Source organism: Aneurinibacillus uraniidurans, assembly GCF_028471905.1.
Lineage (GTDB): Bacteria > Bacillota > Bacilli > Aneurinibacillales > Aneurinibacillaceae > Aneurinibacillus > Aneurinibacillus uraniidurans.
This window is the reverse complement of the sequence record NZ_CP116902.1, coordinates 2,035,837-2,052,931: the sequence shown is the minus strand read 5'-3', so window position 1 is coordinate 2,052,931 and position 17,095 is coordinate 2,035,837. Positions and strand designations below refer to the sequence as shown.

18 protein-coding genes are annotated in these 17,095 nt (G+C 41.7%); 14 read left to right on the top strand and 4 right to left on the bottom strand.

What is annotated here, in order from left to right; translation table 11 throughout:
- Positions 1-64 precede the first annotated feature (64 nt).
- From PO771_RS10300 to PO771_RS10275, 6 genes are all read left to right on the top strand, one after another.
- Entirely contained in the window at positions 65-547 is a 483-nt protein-coding gene (locus PO771_RS10300; protein WP_272559587.1) for a MarR family winged helix-turn-helix transcriptional regulator, read from the top strand.
- A complete protein-coding gene (locus PO771_RS10295) occupies positions 544-2,268 on the top strand; it encodes an ABC transporter ATP-binding protein (RefSeq protein ID WP_272559586.1) in 1,725 nt (574 codons plus the stop codon). The genes PO771_RS10300 and PO771_RS10295 overlap by 4 nt, the downstream gene beginning before the upstream one ends.
- Positions 2,265-4,124, top strand: coding sequence for an ABC transporter ATP-binding protein (locus PO771_RS10290; RefSeq protein WP_422664939.1), 1,860 nt, complete (start codon positions 2,265-2,267; stop codon positions 4,122-4,124). The genes PO771_RS10295 and PO771_RS10290 overlap by 4 nt, the downstream gene beginning before the upstream one ends.
- A 185-nt stretch (positions 4,125-4,309) precedes the next feature.
- A complete protein-coding gene (locus tag PO771_RS10285; RefSeq protein ID WP_272559585.1) occupies positions 4,310-6,652 on the top strand; it encodes a xanthine dehydrogenase family protein molybdopterin-binding subunit in 2,343 nt (780 codons plus the stop codon).
- Positions 6,639-7,472, top strand: coding sequence for an FAD binding domain-containing protein (locus PO771_RS10280; protein ID WP_272559584.1), 834 nt, complete (start codon positions 6,639-6,641; stop codon positions 7,470-7,472). Before PO771_RS10285 ends, PO771_RS10280 begins: the two co-directional genes overlap by 14 nt.
- Before the next feature lie 8 nt (positions 7,473-7,480).
- Positions 7,481-7,969: a (2Fe-2S)-binding protein gene (locus PO771_RS10275; RefSeq protein WP_272559583.1), complete on the top strand. Its 489-nt coding sequence runs from the start codon at positions 7,481-7,483 to the stop codon at positions 7,967-7,969.
- Positions 7,970-7,979: 10 nt separating this feature from the next.
- Here PO771_RS10275 and PO771_RS10270 read toward each other — a convergent pair whose 3' ends face one another.
- Positions 7,980-8,978, bottom strand: coding sequence for an FUSC family protein (locus PO771_RS10270; RefSeq protein WP_272559582.1), 999 nt, complete (start codon positions 8,976-8,978; stop codon positions 7,980-7,982).
- Positions 8,979-9,163: 185 nt separating this feature from the next.
- Between PO771_RS10270 and PO771_RS10265 the strand changes: the two genes are divergently transcribed.
- Together PO771_RS10265 and PO771_RS10260 are read left to right on the top strand one after the other, a co-directional pair.
- On the top strand, positions 9,164-10,186 hold the full coding sequence (locus PO771_RS10265) for an XdhC family protein (RefSeq protein ID WP_272559581.1): 1,023 nt from the start codon (positions 9,164-9,166) through the stop codon (positions 10,184-10,186).
- A complete protein-coding gene (locus PO771_RS10260; protein WP_272559580.1) occupies positions 10,183-10,806 on the top strand; it encodes an NTP transferase domain-containing protein in 624 nt (207 codons plus the stop codon). The genes PO771_RS10265 and PO771_RS10260 overlap by 4 nt, the downstream gene beginning before the upstream one ends.
- Before the next feature lie 45 nt (positions 10,807-10,851).
- Here PO771_RS10260 and PO771_RS10255 read toward each other — a convergent pair whose 3' ends face one another.
- The 3 genes from PO771_RS10255 to PO771_RS10245 all read right to left on the bottom strand — a co-directional run bounded on the left by PO771_RS10255 (position 10,852) and on the right by PO771_RS10245 (position 13,565).
- The gene (locus PO771_RS10255; protein WP_272559579.1) at positions 10,852-11,187 is read right to left on the bottom strand and encodes a YmaF family protein; all 336 of its coding nucleotides are present in this window, start codon (positions 11,185-11,187) and stop codon (positions 10,852-10,854) included.
- Positions 11,188-11,284: 97 nt separating this feature from the next.
- Positions 11,285-12,091, bottom strand: coding sequence for a DUF2935 domain-containing protein (locus PO771_RS10250; protein WP_272559578.1), 807 nt, complete (start codon positions 12,089-12,091; stop codon positions 11,285-11,287).
- Positions 12,092-12,284: 193 nt separating this feature from the next.
- Positions 12,285-13,565, bottom strand: a complete 1,281-nt coding sequence (locus tag PO771_RS10245; RefSeq protein WP_272559577.1) for an ATP-binding protein — start codon at positions 13,563-13,565, stop codon at positions 12,285-12,287.
- Between the two features lie 150 nt (positions 13,566-13,715).
- Between PO771_RS10245 and PO771_RS10240 the strand changes: the two genes are divergently transcribed.
- From PO771_RS10240 to PO771_RS10215, 6 genes are all read left to right on the top strand, one after another.
- Positions 13,716-14,081, top strand: a complete 366-nt coding sequence (locus PO771_RS10240) for a flagellin N-terminal helical domain-containing protein (RefSeq protein ID WP_336297939.1) — start codon at positions 13,716-13,718, stop codon at positions 14,079-14,081.
- The gene (locus PO771_RS10235; protein ID WP_272559576.1) at positions 14,029-14,382 is read left to right on the top strand and encodes a hypothetical protein; all 354 of its coding nucleotides are present in this window, start codon (positions 14,029-14,031) and stop codon (positions 14,380-14,382) included. Before PO771_RS10240 ends, PO771_RS10235 begins: the two co-directional genes overlap by 53 nt.
- A gap of 41 nt (positions 14,383-14,423) precedes the next feature.
- A complete protein-coding gene (locus PO771_RS10230; protein WP_272559575.1) occupies positions 14,424-14,612 on the top strand; it encodes a hypothetical protein in 189 nt (62 codons plus the stop codon).
- Positions 14,613-14,954: 342 nt separating this feature from the next.
- Complete coding sequence (locus PO771_RS10225; protein ID WP_272559574.1) at positions 14,955-15,413, top strand: FMN-binding protein; 459 nt, start codon at positions 14,955-14,957, stop codon at positions 15,411-15,413.
- A 4-nt stretch (positions 15,414-15,417) separates the two neighbouring features.
- Positions 15,418-16,299: an FAD:protein FMN transferase gene (locus PO771_RS10220; protein WP_272559573.1), complete on the top strand. Its 882-nt coding sequence runs from the start codon at positions 15,418-15,420 to the stop codon at positions 16,297-16,299.
- A complete protein-coding gene (locus PO771_RS10215; RefSeq protein ID WP_272559572.1) occupies positions 16,300-17,076 on the top strand; it encodes an RnfABCDGE type electron transport complex subunit D in 777 nt (258 codons plus the stop codon). It begins immediately after the preceding gene.
- The last annotated feature ends 19 nt before the right edge of the window (positions 17,077-17,095 follow it).

Genomic DNA, 17,095 nt, shown 5'->3' with positions numbered 1-17,095 from the left:
AACCGATCAAAAACAAACTGTTCATTACCGAACAGTTTCGAGACGAAAGAATGGTGGAGTTTGGATGGAGAATGAAGAGCAAAAAGTAATGCGTTCCACACAATTATTGCGTTCATTTTGGCATGTGCAAAAGAATATCATGCGATTGGTGCAAAAGACAGCGGTAGAAAATGGCTTATCCATTCCGCAATATACGGTTTTGATGACCATTACACTCCATAAGGAAATGACGCAAAAGAAAGTGGGCGAAAAGACGTTTCTTCCGAAAAGCACGCTGAGCCAGGCGGTTGATGGACTCGTTCGAGCAGGTTTGCTCCATCGTCAGCAAGTGGAAGGTAACCGGCGGGAGATGCAGCTCGCGATTACCGAAAAGGGAGAAGCACTTTTAAAAACGATTCATCTTCAAGAAGGTGGTATTCATCAACTATTTCAATTTGTAAGTGAATTAATGACGGATAAGCAGTATGAAGAGCTGCTAGAAACGCATCTGCAAATTACCAATTATTTAGAAGCAAAAATAGTAGAGCAAGGAGGGGAGACAAAATGATAAAAATACTGAAAAACTTATCTGTTTATAAATGGATCGTTTTAGCTGTTTTCGGTCTTGTCCTTGTTCAATCAATGGCAGATCTTTTTTTGCCTACATTAATGGCGGATATTGTAAATAAGGGAGTTATAGCAGGAGATACTTCTTACATCTGGAAAATTGGCGGATGGATGCTGCTAGTTTCAGCACTAGGAGCTTTTGCCTCGGTTATCGCAAGCTACTGTTCGTCGAAAGCGGCCATGGGATTAGGGCGTGATATTCGTCGCAAAGTCTTCAATCATGTTGAAAACTTTTCATTGCAAGAATTTGACGAAATGGGAACCGCATCATTGATCACAAGGACGACGAATGACATCGCGCAAGTTCAGCAAGTCGTTATAATGATGCTGCGCATGGTTATCAGTGCACCTATTATGTTAATCGGTGGAATTATTATGGCAGTGTCGAAGGACGCCAAATTATCACTGATCATTGTTGTCACAATGCCTGTGTTAATTGGTGCAGTACTACTTATTTTGAATAAAGGGGTGCCGCTTTTTCAAACGGTGCAAAAACGACTGGACCGTTTGAACCTTGTATTACGAGAGAATTTAACCGGGATTCGCGTTATTCGTGCCTTTAATCGTGAACCAGAAGAGAAAGTACGTCTTACACAAGCGAATAAAGAGTTGACAGACGTCTCGATTAAAGTAAATAAAGTAATGGCATTCATGATGCCTACGATGATGCTCGTCATGAACTTGACGATTGTCGGGATCATCTGGTTTGGCGGAATTCGCATTGATAATGGGGACATGCAGATTGGGGATTTGATGGCGTTTATCCAGTATGTCATGCAAATCATGTTTGCACTTGTTATGGCATCGATGATGTTCATTATGATTCCACGTGCTGCCGTGTCGGCCAAACGGATTAACGAAGTGCTTGATAAGGAACCGACATTCCAGGATATGGGCACAGCAAAGGCAGATCGTGAAAAAGGCTCGCTTGAATTTGAACATGTGACGTTTCGTTACCCAGGAGCAGAACAGCCTGCATTATCGGATATTAGTTTTACGGCAAAACCTGGTGAGGTTACGGCGATCATTGGGGGAACGGGTTCAGGGAAATCAACGCTTGTCAATTTGATTCCACGCTTTTATGACGTTTCGAGTGGAACCATTCGCGTCAATGGTGTTGATATTCGAGAAGCATCACATGAAGAAGTCCGCTCGAAAATTGGCTTCGTGCCACAAAAGGCGATGCTGTTTACAGGTACGATTGCGGATAACATTCGCTTTGGAAAACCAGATGCAGCACAGGATGAAATTGAACATGCAGCTCGTATTGCGCAAGCGGAAGATTTTATTCGTAGAATGAAAGATGGTTATCACGCAGCAATCGAACAGGGAGGCTCGAACTTATCAGGAGGACAGAAACAGCGACTATCGATTGCGCGAGCCCTGATTCGCAAACCGGATCTTTATATTTTCGATGATAGCTTTTCTGCCCTTGATTTCAAGACAGATGCCAAACTTCGTGCAGCACTGAAAGAGGAGACAAAATATGCGACGGTGTTACTTGTTGCACAGCGCGTTAGTACGGTCATCGACGCCGACCGAATCATCGTGTTAGACCATGGACGCATGGCAGGCATGGGTACACACGAAGAGCTGCTTAAGACAAATGACGTATATCGTGAAATCGCCCTTTCACAGCTCTCAGAGGAGGAAATTGCATGAGAAATCCCCAAAAACCTCAAGGCGGTAGGCAGATGGGATATGGCCCAGGTGCCGGCAACATGATGATGATGGGGCAAAAGGCAAAAGATTTTAAAGGAACACTGAGACGTCTTTTGACGTATTTAGAACCACGTCGTAATCAATTAATCGCCGTTTTTTTCGCCGCGATCTTGAGTACTGTCTTTATGGTTGTTGGTCCCCAAATCATGGGGACAGCGATTACAGAATTGTTTGAAGGTGCATACGGGAAGCTGCGAGGCATACCAGGAGCGGCCATTCATTTTGATAAAATTGGTTGGATTCTTCTACAGCTGGGTGGACTGTATGTCTTCAGCAGTCTTTTTAATTACGTGCAACAATATCTTATGTCTAGTGTTGCTCAAAAAACGGTTTACAGTCTTCGAGAAGATGTCAACGCAAAGCTTGCGAAGCTTCCACTCAAATATTTTGAGGGACGTCCGAACGGTGAAACACTCAGCCGTGTCACAAATGACATTGATACCATCGGCAGCACACTTCAACAAAGTATGACGCAGTTTATTACATCGATCGTTACCATTATTGGGATTGTCATCATGATGCTTTCGATCAGTCCGATGTTGACACTCATCTCGATTAGTAGCTTACTAGCTTCAATCTTTGTCATTCGGCCCATCTTGAAAAGATCGCAAAAACATTTTGCCGATCAGCAGCGTACACTTGGTCAGTTAAATGGACATATTGAAGAAATGTATACGGGTCATCAAGTTGTGAAAGCATTTGGACACGAGAAGAAGGCCGTTGCCCAGTTTGATAGAATAAATGAGGAATTGTATAAAGCGGGAAGGAAAGCGCAGTTCATATCCGGGATTATCATGCCGATGATGTTCTTTATCGGGAATATCGGCTATGTTTTGATCTGTGTTGTCGGCGGGATTTTAGTCACGCAACGTGCGATTTCAATCGGTGATATCCAGGCATTTATCACATACTCCAAGCAGTTTACACAGCCAATCACACAAACGGCTAATATCGCAAATATTATTCAGTCAACAGTAGCAGCAGCTGAGCGTGTCTTTGAGCTGCTTGACGAAGAGGAAGAAACAGAAGTAATCACGACTACAAGTTTAACGCGGGCACAAGGTGCGGTAACGTTTGAACATGTGGACTTCGGATATGGCGATGACTTATTAATAAAAGACATGAACATTGAGGTCTTACCTGGACAGACGGTTGCGATCGTTGGACCAACTGGTGCTGGAAAAACGACGATGATTAATCTTTTGATGCGATTTTATGAACTGAATGGCGGAAAGATTAAGATTGATGGTTTGGATACACGGAATATGTCCCGAAGTGATCTGCGCAAGAACTTTGGGATGGTACTACAGGATACGTGGCTCTTTAAAGGAACGATTAAAGATAATATAGCTTATGGGAAAAACGGCGCAACGGGCGAAGAGATATACGCAGCTGCCCGCACGGCTCATGCCGATCATTTTATTCGGATGCTGCCAGAAGGGTATGAGACAGTTCTAAATGAAGAAGCGTCGAATATCTCACAAGGGCAAAAGCAGCTTCTTACAATCGCGCGGGCGGTCCTTGCAGATCCACCGATCATGATCCTGGATGAAGCAACGTCAAGTGTGGATACGCGGACAGAGACGTATATCCAGCAGGCGATGAACCGCTTGATGGAAGGACGAACTAGTTTTGTCATTGCCCATCGCCTCTCAACGATTAAGGATGCTGATTTGATTCTTGTGATGGACCAAGGAAAAGTGATCGAGCAAGGAACACATTCAGAACTGTTAGAGGCAAATGGCTTCTATGCAGATCTTTACAATAGTCAGTTCTCTGAAAAAGTAGCAGGATAAATCATTTTTAGGAAGCCTACTTATGATTGTAGTAAACAAAATCATAAGTAGGCTTTTGCTTATATACAGATAGAAAATTAATAAAGTACAAAATACTTAAATATAATATGACAGACAACTTGCGGAGAACAGTGACCTTACATTGGTACTTCAAGGGGAAATTCTAAGGTACATGGGAGGAGAATATGAATCATTTAGATATCATAGGAAAAAGCGTCCCAAGAAAAGAAGCCTTAGAAAAAGTGACAGGAGCGGCTACATATACAAATGATTATATAGAAGTTGGAGTTTTGCATGCAAAGATGACGACAAGCATCTATGCCCATGCAAAAATTAAATCGATTGATACCTCGGAAGCATGGAAAGTACCTGGTGTTCGAGCGATCGTAACAGGGAAGCAGTTTCCTTACCTTACAGGGGCGCCTTTGGAAGATCGGCCTCCAATTGCAGTAGATAAAGTTAGATATTATGGTGAACCCGTTGCCGTTGTCGTTGCTGATCATGAGTTTCAAGCGAAGAGAGCCGCCGAAATGATCAAAGTAGAGTATGAACGTCTGCCAGTTGTAAACTCCCCCAGTGAAGCCATAAAAAGCACCGCCCCTTTAGTCCATGAAAACCTGGGTCAATATCGGCATTTTGGAGATGTGTATCCAGAGGCCAATACGAATATAGCAAACCGGACGAAAATACGAAAAGGAAATATGGAAAAAGGCTGGCTAGAGAGTGAAGTAATGGTAGAAGCTACTTTTTCATTCCCCCAATCCGATCATGCCGCAATGGAAACCCGATGTGCCCGGGCAGAAATTTTACCGGATGGACGCACGATCATTTATTCCGCTTCTCAATCCCCTTTTATCATCAAAAGATCAATCAGCCGTTACTTCAATATTAGTCCAGGAAAAATTATCGTACATACTCCTTTAGTTGGCGGGGCATTCGGAGGGAAGGTAGCTGTACAATTGGAGTTGATCGCGTATTTAGCTTCGCGTGCTGTAGGTGGTCGAATGGTCAAGCTAGTGAACACGAGAGAAGAGGATTTTGTCACTTCTCCTGTTCATATCGGGCTCGATGCCAGCGTCAAGCTCGGGTGTACAAAAAACGGAAAAATCACAGCCGCAGAAATTACGTATTTATTTGACAGCGGCGCTTATTCAGACAGGGCAGCTATCATTAGCAAAGCAGCAGCTGTAGGTTGTACCGGCCCTTATAGTATTGAAAATGTGTGGTGTGATTCTTTATGTATGTACACCAATCATCCATATGCAACCGCCTTTAGAGGATTTGGACATTCAGAGTTTACCTTCGTTATAGAAAGAACCATGGATTTGTTAGCAAATAAGCTTACGATGGACCCTTTGGCCTTACGATTGAAAAATGCGATAGCTCCGGGAGATACCTCACCGACTCAAGTTCCCCTTAACGCTAGTAAAATAGGAGACTTACCAAAGTGTATAGAGAAATTATATCGCTTAATCAATTGGGATGAAGGTCAAAGAATCGAAATCGGAAAGAACAAATATAGAGCAAAAGGGATCGGGTGCTTTTGGAAAACTTCTAATACGCCTACGGATGCCGGATCGGGAGCGGTTCTGACTTTTAATATAGACGGTAGCATCAATCTGAGCTGCGGGGTAGTTGAGATTGGCCAGGGGACAAAAACAGCACTCGCACAAATCGTAGCTGAGCGAATGAAAATGGATGTGAATTACATTCATGTCATGATGGAGGTCAATACGGAAGCAAATCCTGAACATTGGAAAACGGCTGCAAGCAGAAGCCTTTTTATGGCGGGTCGAGCTGTTCTAGCAGCGGCTGACGATGCCATTCAACAACTGTATAGAACCGCTTCTATCGTCTTACGGTGTTCGCCGGAAGATCTGGAAGTGGGGGCAGGAAGGATATTTTTAAAAGCGAACCCTAGCATCGGCATCGAGATTAACGAGATTGCTTACGGTTATGTGTATCCGAATGGAAATTCCATTGGAGGACAGGTGATCGGGCGAGGTAATTATATTATGAAACATTTAACGGAACTAGACCCGAATACAGGAAAAGGAAATCCAGGCCCGGACTGGACAGTAGGTGTGCAAGCAATCGAAGTAGAGTTCGATACAAAAGAGTACACGTACAAGATTATAAGAGCAGCGTCCGTTATTGATGCTGGAAAGGTAATAAATAAAAATTTGGCTTACGGACAGGTTACAGGTGGAATGTGCTTAGGATTAAGTTTTGCTAGTAGAGAGGCTTTTTCGTTTAGTAATACAGGGATCATTCAAAATCAGCAATTACGCACCTATAAAATTATGCGTTTAGGGGAGAATCCGGAGTATCTCGTTGATTTTGTCGAAACTCCAACTAGTGAGGGACCTTATGGGTTGCGCGGACTTGGAGAGATGGGGGTCATTGGGATACCGGCGGCGCTGGCAAATAGCTTATCTGCAGCAGCTGGAGTCGCGCTTAATCAGCTGCCGCTGACACCTGAGCTCATATGGAAGACAAAAAAGGGGGATCAGCGTGATCGCATTTGATTTTGAATATTATAAGCCCACTTCCATTATCGAGGCGGTGAATGTATTTCAGCAGTTACATCTGCAGGGGAAAGAACCGATCTATTATGCCGGGGGAACCGAGATTATTACATGGGCACGTAGGAATGATATATCGATGAAAGCAGTGATTGATATAAAAGCAATCCCTGAATGTAATGTTTTGCAGTTCCAAAACAATACGCTTGTTATTGGCGCGGTCATTACGTTGACACACCTTGCGGAGGCTAATGTATTTCCTTTGCTCAGCAGGGCGGCCGGCGGGGCCGCGGATCATACGGCGCGGAATAAAATTACAGTAGGAGGAAATATAAGCGGAAGGATTATTTATCGAGAAGCTGTGCTGCCTTTTTTATTAGCAAATAGCCAGGTGGTGATTGCAGGCCCGAAAGGAATCAAGTACGTTTCGATTCATCATGTTTTCAATAAAACCTTACAGGTAGAAAAAGGGGAATTCCTTGTTCAAATCATAACGGATCAAAGCTATATCGGTTTACCTTATGTTGTGATGAGAAAGACAAAAATTCAGAAGGTAGAGTATCCCCTTACCACGATTGCTGCGATAAAAAGAATGGGCCGGATTAGAACGGCATTTAGCGGGGTATGTTCGTTTCCCTTTCGCTCTCCCGAGATGGAGGAGGACTTGAATGACAGAAGTGTTCCGCTTGAAGTAAGGGTAAATCGCGCCATCAGCCATGTACCTGCCCCTTTATTAAATAATGTTGAAGGTTCGGCTGAATATCGAAAGTTTGTTCTTACAAATACACTGACCGACACGTTGGAGAAATTGGGAGAGGAGTGAAGAAGGGAGTGGAGAGAAGTCAAAGATTCGTACTCGATATTCATGTAAATGGTGAAGTGAGAAGTGTAACCATAAGAGTAGCAGATACGCTGCTGCATATTCTGCGCGAACAGCTTGGGCTAACGGGAGCTAAACCTGGTTGCGAAAATGGAGATTGTGGTGCCTGCACCGTACTTGTAGATGGTTGGCCCATTAAATCCTGCATCATGCTTGCTGTTGAAGCGACAGGACATGAAATCATAACCATCGAAGGTCTGAAGGATACACCGATGCAAAAGGCTTTTTTAGAGAAATGGGCCTTTCAATGTGGATATTGCACCCCTGGATTTATTATGAATTGCTATGCCTTAGTGAGGATTCATCCTGATGCAGATGATCAAGTTATACAAGAATGGCTTGGCTCAAATATTTGCAGATGTACGGGATATGAGGAAATACAGGAAGCTGTAAAATCGGTTTTGGCGGCCCAACATCCTTCGAACACAAGAACTTCGTAAGGGGCGATATTTATTTAAAATCTTCAATGATTTGCATCATGTCGTTGTACAGGGCAAGATGATGTCGGTAATGTTCTAGCTCCATTGGAAGTGCGGATGGAAGCGGTGGATTTCCCAAACTGGAGAAGCCGGTGTTCATCTTTTCCTCCCAATCTTTAATGTATGCAGCGATATCATGTAGATAACTTGCCCAAACGGTTTGATTTTCGCGAGTCATGTTTCCATCGTTCGACCATTCCATGAGGGTTCGGATCATCCCTGTTAGATGAACGTAACCTTGGCAAAGATGAACCAATTGATTGTTCTGCTGATCAAAGAGGATTCGGCTTTTTCGCGCAAAAAGCTGATAGCGCAAATCTTCGGAGGCTTGCTTCAAATTCGTGATTGTTTGTGTCAATTCATCAAGCAATTTTTGCGCATCACTTTGTAAATGATTTCCTCCCTCTACAACACATCCGTGTTCGACCCATTTTGCTACCCTAGAAAACCGTTCAGCTAAATCGTTCGCAAACTTCTGCATGGAGTGCAGCGCTTTTTTTGTTAAATCGGGCGGAAAAATAAGTAAATTGATTAAAACTACGACAATCGCGCCAATCAACGTATCTTTAATTCGATCGAATGCATACGCAGGAGACTGATTTTGAAAAAAGAAGACCAGTAGCACGCTTAGCAAGATTTGTTTAATGACTTGCTCTTGTACGTGAACCCATTTGGCGATTCCTGTGGTAACGAGAATCAAAAGCCCGATACTCCAGCCTGTAGCTTCCCCTAGATACGGGGCGATAAAAATGGTTAATAACACACCAACAATCGTACCGAGAATTCGCTGATACGTAAATTGAACAGATTTGTCCAATGTCGGTTGTAAACATAGAATGACCGTCAGCGGTGCCAAGTAAGGATGTTTGGAGCCTGCCAGTTTGGCTAATTCCCATGAGATCGTGGAAGCAAGGGCCATTTTCCAAATGATACTTGTTTGCTGTACATAACAGAGCAGACGTTTTGACATTGGCTTAAAACCCCCTTCCCCCAAAAAACGCATCCTTAACATAATTGCGGCCGTTTACGTAATTATCATGTGCCTTAAACGTCCGATTAAACCAGGATTTTTTCCGTAGAGTAACTTTGGAATGTGGGGAGTTTTCGATCGTTGTCTGAACCAACTGCTCATGCAGGAAGGGAGGTATAACCGTAATGGATGATATTCATCGTATTCTGGAAGCGATAAAACATTCAAGCGAAAGAAGTGCACTCGCAACGATTATCCATGTAGAAGGTTCGGCATACCGAAAAGAAGGAACTTCCATGTTATTTCAAGAAAGCGGTGCCCATATAGGCGTGCTTAGTGCAGGATGTTTGGAAGTAGATCTGGCGGCTCGAATGGATGAAATCTTTGACGAAGGAACCCCATGCAGCCTTGTTTTTGATATGCGGGCGGAGGATGATTTATCCTGGGGGCAGGGAGCCGGGTGTAATGGAGTGATTCGTGTGCTTCTGGAGCCAATCGACCATAATCTACGCGAACATCTTGGTACATTGAAGCGGTATCTTGATAGCGGAATGCCGGTAATAGTAGTGAAAAAATTAACCCCTGATTTATCTGTTTCGGATTATGTATTCATAACCGATCATGAGCAAACATTTGGGGAATGGCAGGGAGAAATTCCTGTTCAATTGAAGCATCAGCAAAAAAGCGGGATGGAGTATATTCCTGAATTATCATCTTATTCCTACATTCATCGTTTTTGGCCGAAATCGCGGTTCATTATTTTTGGAGCAGGTATGGATGCGAAACCACTTGCTTCTTTTGCAGCTGATACAGGATTTTCAGTCATCGTATCCGATTGGCGGCCTGCTTTATGTAGTAGCGCCCATTTTCCTACTGCTGATATGCTTTTGCTTGGCTTTCCAACTGAAATTATGGAGAAACTTGTGTTAACTCCTTTTGACTCCGTAATTATTATGACCCACCATTTTGGCCGGGATAAGGAACTCCTTCGATGGCTAATGAAAAAAGAAGTGTGTTATCTAGGAATTCTAGGCCCGCGTAAGCGGACAGCACGTTTGCTCGATGGGGCAGATCTACCGCACTGGATTCATTCTCCGGTGGGGCTACCCATTGGTGCCGAGGGACCGGAGGAAATTGCGATCAGTATTCTTGCTGATGTAATCAGTGTGCTAAGACAACAGGGCATGAAAAAGGCGGTTTCTCCATGAATAACGGAGGGATTTTTGGCATTTATCTTGCGGCAGGTAAAAGCAGTCGCATGGGTTTTGATAAGCTTTTGCTTCCTTTAGGGAGCATGCCCCTTGGGAGTTTGGCCCTTCATACAGCGCTTATGTCGCAGCTTGATCGTATACTAGTGGTAACAAAAGAAGAGGATTCGCTTGATTGGATAGATCCTTCGCTTTTAGTCTCCCCCTTATGTGAAAAGTGGTGTTCGATTCCGTGTGCGACAGCCTCTCAAGGGCAGGCGTATTCTCTCCGGTGTGGCTTACAGGAAGCACAAAGGGGAGAGGCGAAGGCCGTGATGATTCTGCTTGCGGATCAGCCATTTGTCTCCTGCGAGATGATAAATGAACTTATTTTTCATTATAAAAAGAGTTTGCGAGAAAATAAGCAATGTGACTATGTGGCTGCAAGCTATCAAGAGATACTCAGGCCGCCTATTTTGTTTTCTAATCAGCTTTTTCCGGTTCTTTTGAAAATGCAGGGAGATAAGGGAGCGCGTCAGTTGTTACGAAAAGGTGCAGCTTTTGAAGGAATAACAATTGAGTATGAGGATGCAAGGGAATTTCATGATGTAGATACAGAGGAAGAGTACTTTTCATTCTAAAATGGAGTCGGGAAAACGGTGTATTCGTTTTCCCGACTCCATTTGTCAAGCGCTTCCTGGGGCTGGCATATCAACGCCTGCAATACGATGTCGATGTCCAGCGTTCACGGATGTATAAAAGTCATAATAATGAACGTGTCTTCCATCTCCAACAGGAATGGCAGGGCTGGAATGAGCTTTGTAATAGTGAATATGTCCACTTTCAAACAGTACATAGCCTTCCGTGTAATGAATGTGTGAGCCATCCGGGGTAGGAATCGCTGGATGAGTTACATCTAAACATTGATGGACATGGTCACGATCTATAGAGGTATAGGTGACAGAGCCGTGATTGTGGCCGGGGACAAATCCATGAGTCGCACTGTTGTTATTTATAGCCATAGTATGAATTCACTCCTTACAGTAGACGTATATCATACTCTATGCAAAAGTCTACTTTTGGATTAGGTAGTAGCCCAAAGGAAATGAAAATGGTTAATCATTTACTGGCAGAAGGCTTTCCTGCTAGAGCCATTTCAAACATATCGATAATCTCCAAGAATCTCTCTGCTTCACGGAATACATGGTCGGCCAACAGCGGATGGATAATACTCTTAATACGACAAGCTTCAATTAAATCACGGGCTGTCTTTTTAAAATCGCGAAGAGATTTTACAGAAACTCTATTTTGGTCAAGAAATTGGCTAAGCAGAGGATGGGTTTGTGATTGTGGACGCATCGAATCCAAATCTACTGCTTGAAATAATAATTGATCAAAATCACGACTGAAATCTTGTGCTTGCTCAACAAGTTTTCGTTCTGACGGGTCCAAGAGATGGCCAATAAATTTCGCATGATCAGCCATAATACGCAAGAAAAATACGTTTTCATCAATGATGGCATCTGGCAAAGGTTCCAATTGCCCTTGGTTCAACTGTAACAGTCTGTTTCTAAAGTAGTTTGCTTCCCTGCTTATATGATCAATGAGTAATGGAAATAAATTAGCTCCCGCCAACTTGCAATGCAAAATAAGACCGAGAAGTTTTCTCTTATAAGCCCAAATATGGGAGACGGCATTATAAACCTCGGCATTGAATTGTGCCATCTGTAGGGGATCGGTATTTAACGTAAGCGCATGTGACTGGTTTTCAATTTGTTCAAAGATACGAAAAAATTGTTGTGCTTCATTTATTAGCTGAGTATCCTCACAACGCAGACCGAGTGTAATAAAGAACGAGTGTTCTTTCATAATACGGGACCAGAAACGAATTTCATCTAATGATCGGGCAACAAATCCATCAGACATGAACAAACCTCCCAACATAAATTTTCAGGATAGGATATGCGCAATTGTCTGGATGGGCGACTATCATATGTCTTAAAATCCGTTAAAAATGGGTAATAGATTAACTGGTTTACTGTAGAAGTACATCATAGTTTACAAGGTCGCTCTTTGGAGTATTCGACATTCGTTCATCGTAAAAATGAAGACGAGCTACCTAGCATAGTAGCTCGTCTTCATGACTTGCGGGAAGGATAATAGAAAAACACGTTCCTTTTCCTTTTTCACTTGTTACGTTTATTCTTCCGTTTAATCCCTCGACAATTCGATAAGAAATCATGGTACCCAGTCCAGTCCCTTTCTTTTTTGTTGAATAAAATGGCATGCCCAGTTGACTGGTTTCTTCGGGTGTCATCCCTATCCCTGTATCATGAATTTCAATCACAAGATCGTTGTTTTTCTTCTCTACATGAATCCGTAATACCCCATTCCCCTCTATCGCTTCAATTCCATTTTTCATGATATTAATCAAACATTGCTTTATTTTGACCGGATCAGCAGACAAATAGAGAGGGGATGGGACTGCACTCTGTATTTCTACGTTTTTCAATAACCCAAAAGGTTCAATAATCATAATGACTTCACGAACAAGTTCTCCCATTTCGATTTGTGTTTTTGCCTCTTTTTCTGGCTTAGCAAGCGACAAATATTCCGTGATAATCAATTCTACTCTGCCTAATTCTTCAACCACGAGCTGCAAATACTCTGCCCTTTTATTTTCTGGAATCTGATTTTTGATAAATAGCTGGGTGAACCCTTGTATAACCGTAATAGGATTGCGGATCTCATGCGCCATAGCAGCCGCAAGTTCACCGACGATATACATTTTTTCTGCTCGTTGGATTTCTTGTCTTATTCTTTTATTTTGAATCATTTCTTCTATTAAATAAATGGATATCCACATTGTCAGCATGTTGATAACAATATAGATGGAAGTAAATTCAAGAAGGGTATTTGTAACTGTATTGACTTTATGTATTTGATCCCATATTGCAAATGCAGAAAAAGTAACAGAATAGCTTAAAGAAAAGAGAACTCCAAAAATAATTTTTCCTCTTCTGAAATATACCGCATAAAACGCTTTTAAGAAAATTAATAGCGGAATGAATATACCGTATACAGTGACCGAAGCGTAAAACCCGACTCCTCCTAAATAATACCGGTAACCCATATAGACGATACTAACAAAAAACAAGCTTCTATATCCACCGTAAAACAGACTTAAAAAAATTGGAATAAATCGTAAATCATAAATATATCCTTCAAAAAAACGAAAAGGGAACGTCATACATAAAACAACAGCTATTGCAGCCAGTAACGAAATGAATAACGTATTGTGTACTTCCGACTTCCTCTTATCAGACCAACTTACTTGATATAAAAGAATAGAGGCAATAATAATAAGTGTGTTTAATAATAATGCGCGGATTCCAATCATATATGCCCCCCTCATCTCTTATATTCACTGCAACGATTATATTTCAGATAGTAAAATAAATATAATACAATTGTTGTAAAAATTAAATATAGTTACAAAAGTAAGGGCGGAAGAAAACACATTTATATAACTCCGACATGAAAAAAGGCCATGAAAAACCTTTCTTCTGAACTTCATATCAATGGAGCTGCAGATGATGCAGCAGGTTTATCTATTTCAAAAAAGATGCATGCACAAATCCAGGGACTTACACAAGCGCAGCGCAACGTTCAGGATGGGATTTCTCTCATCCAAACAGTAGAAGGAGCACTAGGGACAATCCATGATAATCTACAACGAATGAGAGGGCTTACAATACAAGCAGCAAACGACACGCTAACGCCTGAAGACAGGAACGGTCTTCAGCAAGAGATGACACAGTTATGTAAAGTAATTGACCGTACAGCATATGGAACACAATTTAATGAACGTTCGCTTTTATGTGTACCTCAGACAACAGCTACATCTAAAAGATAAACTTCCTATGCAACTAATGCTTCAAGCTGATCCTTCGGAGGAAATCATTAAAAACTATATCCAGCGAGGTCAGTGCTTTGTTTCTAAAGTCGATGATCGAATCATAGGAGTGTATGTCTTGCTCCCGACTAGACCAGAAACAGTCGAAATTGGAACAGGAAACTCAAGCATCGGACAGTTAGCTCTTTATCAAAAGTGTGGGTTTCGAATAATCGGAGTCGACAGAGATTTTTTTATTAAACATTATAATCGCGGGGATACTATAAAAGTCATAGTATTTATGCTACCCGTGTGTATGTGAATGCTTACGGGTTTATGTGAAAAATGTAAGGAGGGAAAGACATGAACGAAAATAAGGGAGACCAGGTCATGAATCTAGCGCGACAGGAGCCTAAGTCCGAAATCGAAAAGAAGATAGAGGGCATGGATGGAAATATGGTGACGGATGAAGAAAGCCGTACATACCAAGTGGGAATTGTGCAGAATGATGGCATATTAAATATAGTGCTACAACCACGTGATAAAGACTAATGGATTAGAGGCGGCTAGGTAAGCCGCCTTCTTTTAGTATGGAGGAAATAATTATATTTTATATTGGTTTTCTAATTAACATAATAAAAATTATGTCACTTTTTTGTGAGACATGCCCCCGGGTAGTTATGTTCTACAGTAACATGAACATAACTACTTTTTTTATTTTGGTCAAGAAATAATAGTTACATATCATCCATAAAGAGCTTGCAACCTAGTTCATTCAATGCTGTTTCAACCACGTTGAAAAGCGACTGTATGTAGTACTGATTCTAAAAAAATTCTAATATTGACTAGCTATACTGCTCCAGTAAATAGAAAGTAAGGTAGGAGGAATTTCAAATGAAGAAAATGGACAAAAAATGGGTAATCCTTTGTTCAACGGCGATCGCAGCCATTTACGCTGCTGATTATGTTAGTACAGATACCCAGGCAGCCATTGATCAACCCATGCAACATATAGCAAATAACGTACAAAAATACCATAAATCCAATAACAATAAAGTCATCAATAGAACACCAAAGAGTTTATATAAAAATGGCACATATATCGGAACAGGAACGAACAGACGCGGATCGATTGATGTGGCCGTAACAATAAAGAACGATAAAGTTATAAATGTAGAAATTAGTAATTTTGAGATGCATTATTCAGAAAGTGATATTGTCGAACTGCCCAATGAAGTAGTACAAAATCAAAGTGCCAAGGTGACGAATGTTTCAGGAGCTACTTATAGTACAAAAGCTTTTGAAGATGCTGTACAAGACGCACTTTATCAAGCAAAAAATGTGGCAGGTTAACAAAATGAAGAAAACAAAATTGTATATGGATACAGTTGTAGATATACAGGTAGTTACGCGGAAATCAAGGGAAGAAACAGAAGCAAAAATCAATCGTGCTTTTCATGCTTTTCAAAAGGTAGAGCAGGCATGCAGCCGTTTTACTTCTTCAAGCGAATTAATGCAGGCATGCCAAAAAGTAGGTACACCCGTTGAAATCAGTCCGTTTCTCTTTGAACCTCTTTTCTTTGCTATTGAAATAGCCAAACTGACAGAGGGACTATTCGATCCTACTGTAGGAAAAATAATGGAAGAGGGTGGATTTAATCGTCATTATGTAACAGGAAAGATTATAGAAAGCCCTTCTTCCGCTTCGGTTAGTTATCAAGATATCGTTTTAAATCCACAAACACATACATTAACCTTACGAAAACCTTTAGTAATCGATTTAGGAGCTGTAGCTAAAGGGTTTGCCATCGATTTGGCTGCAAAAGAATTGAAGGAATTTGATGGATTCGTGGTCAATGCTGGTGGTGATCTATTTGCAGGCGGAGTGGATCAAAACGGCGATCCATGGAACATCGGCATCCAGCATCCGCAGCAAAAAGACACAATCATAGGGAGTATTAAAATTTCTGATGAAGCAATCTGTACATCCGGAAGCTACGAAAGAAGGAATCCGAACAGACTAGGTTCGCATCATTTAGTGAACCCGAAAACCAAACAATCCCCTAATGAGTGGACTAGCTGTAGTGTGATCGCACCATTTGCGATGATGGCAGATGCTTTTTCAACTGTTTCCTTTCTGTTAGGTGTAAAAAAGGGGAGAAGTCTCCTGAAAGAGCTCAATCTAAAGGGATTTCTTATTACACCTGAATTACAAATTAGTAAAGTCGGAGGGATTTAAATGGCAGGGAAGAAATGGACTACTACACCAAAGAGCTATGTGACCATTGCCATGGTCTCTTATCTAATTATCGCTTCTATCGGGTCAAAAAATACGACAGGCATATTGAATGGACTTATCGCTGTCGGTGTAGCATTAGCTGTAGACTATCTGTACTGCACGTTTACAAACAGAAAAAGCAGCAAGGACGGAACTATTATTACTGGGCTCATCATTTCATTAATCTTAAGCGTTACTACACCATGGCCTATTGTCGCAGGAACTGCCATGATTGCTATCGTATCCAAGCATCTTCTGGTGTATAAGAAAAAGCCGATTTTTAATCCGGCGGCCCTTGGTTTGCTCGTATCTATCTTTATTTTTCATACAGGACAAAGCTGGTGGGGAGCTTTTGGAGACCTTCCTGTATGGACGATTATTTTGCTTTTGATTGGGGGATACTTGGTAACCGGGAAAGTGAATAAATATCCTCAAGTTTTTTCATTTTTTGCTACTCTTTTTGTCTTATTGTTTCTTATGGGTCAACTGCATATAGGGGATGCACCAGATGCACTTCGCCCACCATTTATCAACGCGGCTTTATTTTTCGGCTTTTTTATGCTTACAGATCCGCCAACTTCTCCAGCAACATATAAAAAACAAGTTATTTTCGGATGTCTCGTGGCGCTCTCGGGAACTATTATTTACGGACTTTTCGGTGGACTTACGTACTTGTTTATCGGATTGTTTGTTGGGAACCTGTATCATTACCTCAATAAGCACTCTATGAAGAATTAAAAAATGATGTAGGGAGTTG